The organism is Microcoleus sp. N3A4, assembly GCF_036701805.1.
Classification (GTDB): Bacteria; Cyanobacteriota; Cyanobacteriia; order Cyanobacteriales; family Microcoleaceae; genus Microcoleus.
This window is the reverse complement of the sequence record NZ_JAUBRJ010000147.1, coordinates 1-4,307: the sequence shown is the minus strand read 5'-3', so window position 1 is coordinate 4,307 and position 4,307 is coordinate 1. Positions and strand designations below refer to the sequence as shown.

Here is a 4,307-nt window from a genome sequence, read left to right as displayed (position 1 = left end):
AAGTTTTGATTGGTTTGCTTCCCTAACTCGATTTCTGTTTTCCACTGCGCGTTCTTGCCAATTACTAGCGTCCCAATTTGTTTTGTATTTAAAATCGCAACAATCAGGCGACTAGCATGATGCAAGTAATTATCAACTTTTTGATGGCGACAACGAGTTAAGCGCTGAATCCGAGGTGAAGTTTTGCGGTTCCCTTTCAATTGGGATTGTAATCGCGCTTTGCGCTTGTTATAGAACTGGTTGATCGATTTCAATGGTCGCCCGTTAATCAACAAAGGGATAAATCCCGGTTGATTTGAAGTTAACGCCACTAAATTATCCAGTCCTAAATCAATACTAGCTACAGAATTAGCGTTGCCAAGGGTGGACTCCGGTTCACTTCGACTACGCTCAGTACAAGCATCATAAATTACCTCAATTACATAGGAATCACATTTCGGAACCAGTCTAACTTGACAAATCTGGTTGGGATTGAGTTGGGTTTTAATTGAAAGTTCAGTGCCGGAAAGTTTGATAATTCCTTTCTTTAACTGTTTACTACTAATCGCTTGAATCGTGTAGACGAGAAGGTTTCGCCCTTTAGTCTTATCTTTGTACTTTGGCAATTTTGGGCGACCCGTGAATCTTGAAGAGTCAGCTTTGTAAGCTTTTACGGCTTCAAAAAACGATTTCCAATTCTTGTCTAGCACCATTAAGATTTGCTGACTTACTTTAGCAGGCAAAGCCTTGTAGGCTTCATGAGACTTCATCAAGCGGTTCGTTTCGTTGTAATTAACATAGCCCCACCCATAAATAAAACTCTGACGAATAACGTAATTGGCGGCATTGTAGAGGTTTTTGGACTTGAAAGCTAGTTCGTCAATTTGGGCGAAACGGTGTTCCGTGGATTTAATGATGTGCCTCTCTGTTAGCTGCATTTGAGACTTCCGTTCTTTGGGCTATGCGTATTTCTTGTCCAACACTCATAGCGATATGATACCATTATTGTTTATAATTGCTTATAAACTCAACGAAGTTTTACAATACCATCCTCTGGGCAACTTTGACACTACTTCCGTCTGTGTGGCACTGTTTTAAGTTGGTGCAACTTTTTTGGTGAGATAAAGAGTGCGATCGCAACCTAACAATTTTCTCAGCTTTTAGTCCCGTATTGTTATTGTACCCGATGCTATCTTTATATAAACATTACTGTAATCGCCCTTGAGTACGATTAAAAAAGTAGCACATTTCAAGGGCGATCGTCTGGTCAGACTGCAAGCAAGTAGGAGTAGCTAGCGTTCGACGGTTTGCGCTCAGCCGGAACCGTCGAAGTCCGCAGGCATCGCCCTTAAACTCTAAAAGTGCCATTCAGCCAATATAAACTAGGCTTACTTAGTAACAAAAACCCGCTGCTTCGCACGACTACAACTCACGTACATAAGCTGATTGTGCGCTCGAATACTGTCGCGGTACTCTTTGAGAAATTGAGCTTTTTGACTGGGACAAACCCTAGCGAGGTACAGCAATTTAGTAGCGACTTTCCTGCCGATATCACTGCTATCAATTCCCACCTCCGTGAAAGTAGAGCCTTGAGAATTGTGTACAGTAATTGCCCAACAATTTCTCATATCTGCAAAGATTTCACAATGGTCGTACCATGCCTTCCATAAGCTCGGATTGCTTTTAGCATTTTGCAGCAGCCTAGCATTGTTCTGTTGGAATCGGCGAGCGTCATTTTCGTGGAGGATATAGATTTGGCGTCGGTCGCCTGCATCGGTTTTAACCTGGAGATTCCAGGCTTTATAGCCAGAGTACCTATCCTCTTGAAATTCGGCAATTTCCACTTCTGCTGATGTGGGCAGGATGACGGTTTTGCCGTCGGGAGCAATAACGGGAGCTTTAGCAATCAACCTCTCTCCAATAATAAATCTGGGAGCATTTTTTCCGTAGATTTTGGCTCTGATTTTGCTATTCCAGTAGGCGACGCGCTCGTTAGTGTAGCAGAGGATGCGAAAGCAATCAGGGTCTTGAGGGAAAGTAGAAGAGAACTTTTTTAAGGCGTATTTCAGCAGCGTTTTTTCTCTGACTAAGAAGGCTCCGTTTTTTTTATCAAGGCTGAATTTGGAGAAGGGTTTGAACGCCTCTTTGCTCTTGACAGCCGTGCGGCAAGCTGTTACGAATTCTAGCAGGGGGCTGCCCGCACCTTGCCTGACGACCTCTGTTAAAACGGCTTTTTCAGGCACGCTGAAGGATTGAGATTTTTTCTCTTCTATTTCGCCCTTATTAACAGGAGGCAATTGTGCGGGGTCGCCCATAACAATAAGCTGCCGATTGCTGCCGATGAGTAAAGCGCTAGCAATTCTTTCTTGAATAATATTCCACAGTTCTGCTGTAACCATACTGCACTCATCGAGAAAAATGGTGTCGTACAGGTGAAGGAAAGAAGGAGAAACTTGTTTGAGGATTTTGTTTTGCCCCTGTTTGACTGGAGCTAATCCCAATAGCTGGTGGATGGTCATAAAGTCTACTCCTCTCAGTCCTTTTTCAGCAGCCATCCGTCGCAATACGCCTACAGCTTTATTGGTGGGAGCGGTGAAAGCGACTCTCTTTCCGGCGCTGACTAATTGTTCTGCTACCAGGTTGACAAGGGTTGATTTTCCCGTACCTGCATATCCAAATAGCCCGAATACCCGTTTAGAACTTGCTACAAATTGTTCGAGGAGTTGGAGGGCATTGTTTTGTTGAGAAGTTAATTGGAAATTTTTTGGTTTTACGAGTGTTTGAATCATAGAGTAGGTTTGTTCTACTATTTTTAAAACACTCATCAGCGGTAGCTGATATTTATACAATAATTAATTGATGGAAAAGCCCCGTCCTTCTAGGACGGCTTTTCTGTATGCTGTCACGATTTAAGAAACGTCCCCCCGTTTTATAAAAGACGATATAATGGGAACAAGGAGGTGATGCAAGTGTTTAGTCTGACATACGAATTCAAGCTTAAACCCACGTCTGCACAGATAACCATTTTTGAGGATTGGTTGGAACAATGTCGTCGTGTGTATAACTATGCGTTAGCAGAGCGCAAAGATTGGTTTAAGTCTCGTAGCTGTCAAATTAACGCTTGCTCACTTCATTCGGAATACATCATTCCGGCAGACGTTAAGCGCCCTACCTATGCCAGTCAGTGTAAGGCATTAACCGCGCATAGAAAAAGCAACCCCAAGCTGCAAAGAGTTCAATCCCAAGTACTACAGCAAACGCTGAGGCGCTTGGAGCAGGCTTTTGTCAGTATGTGGGAACAGAATCATGGATTCCCGCGCTTTAAGAAAGCCGGAACGATGCGCTCTTTTGTGTTCCCTCAGGTAGCAATAGACGGCGTTTTGGATGGAGCCATCAAGCTACCTGTGATTGGCTGGGTTAAGTTCCGCCAGTCGAGGGAAATTCCAGAGGGAGCCAGCTTGAAGCAAGTGCGGATTGTCAGACGCTCTAGTGGCTTCTATGTCATGCTCGCACTGCAATGGGCTGTTGGTGTCCCAGAGGCAATGCCTCATGGTGAAGCGATTGGAATTGATGTAGGAATTAGTCATTTTGCGGCGGTTTCTAATGGTAAATTGTTCCCCAATCCACGTCCTTTCAAGAAGCTCGAACGAAAGCTTAAATTGCTGCAACAGAGGGTATCGAGAAAGGTTAAAGGGTCAAACAACCGCAAGAAAGCACAAGTCAAAGTCAGTCATTTGCACGAGCGGATAGCTAACACGAGAAAGAACTACTATTGGATTTTGGCACACAATCTCTGTGATTGGGCAGGGATGATATTTGTGGAGGATTTGAACCTCAAAGGTCTAGCTCGTGGCTTCCTTGGGAAGCACTGCTTAGACGCTGGGTGGGGTCAGTTCTTTCAGGTACTAGAGCAGTGTTGTCGCAAGCGTGGTGTGTTCTTTCTCAAAGTGGATAGCAAAAAGACTAGCCAGATATGCCCTAATTGCCTAGTAGTTGAGACTGCGAAGAAAGAATTATCTGAAAGAATCCACTCGTGCCTGGATTGCGGCTATACAACGGACAGAGATGTTGCAGCCGCTCAAGTAGTTCTGATTCGAGGACTTGCAGCCGTAGGACATACGGTCAAGATGCTTTCTGAGGGTAAAGCGGTTGCGCTCCCCGTGACGAAAGAATCCTTGTGCCTTTAGGCCGAGGAGTGTCAAATAGTTAGGACTTATGCACCCATCAAAAACTCTCCCAGTTATCAGTTGGATTGATAAGCTGTTCGACATCTAAACTGCATTAATTAAGTTACCTTTGTTTTTGATCTTTCGGTTCCATTTCATAAT

The 4,307-nt window shown here is 44.1% G+C and carries 3 protein-coding genes; 1 reads left to right on the top strand and 2 read right to left on the bottom strand.

Annotated elements, in window-relative coordinates; translation table 11 throughout:
• On the bottom strand, positions 1 to 917 hold a 917-nt coding region (locus tag QUA56_RS36200), incomplete at its 3' end, for a transposase (RefSeq protein WP_333368758.1).
• 450 nt (positions 918 to 1,367) lie between these two features.
• Positions 1,368 to 2,768, bottom strand: a complete 1,401-nt coding sequence (locus QUA56_RS36195; RefSeq protein WP_333368755.1) for an AAA family ATPase — start codon at positions 2,766 to 2,768, stop codon at positions 1,368 to 1,370.
• A gap of 174 nt (positions 2,769 to 2,942) precedes the next feature.
• On the opposite strand from QUA56_RS36195, the gene QUA56_RS36190 reads away from it, so the two are divergent.
• Positions 2,943 to 4,166 carry a transposase gene (locus QUA56_RS36190; RefSeq protein ID WP_333368752.1) on the top strand — a complete coding sequence of 408 codons (1,224 nt, stop codon included), beginning with the start codon at positions 2,943 to 2,945 and terminating at the stop codon, positions 4,164 to 4,166.
• The last annotated feature ends 141 nt before the right edge of the window (positions 4,167 to 4,307 follow it).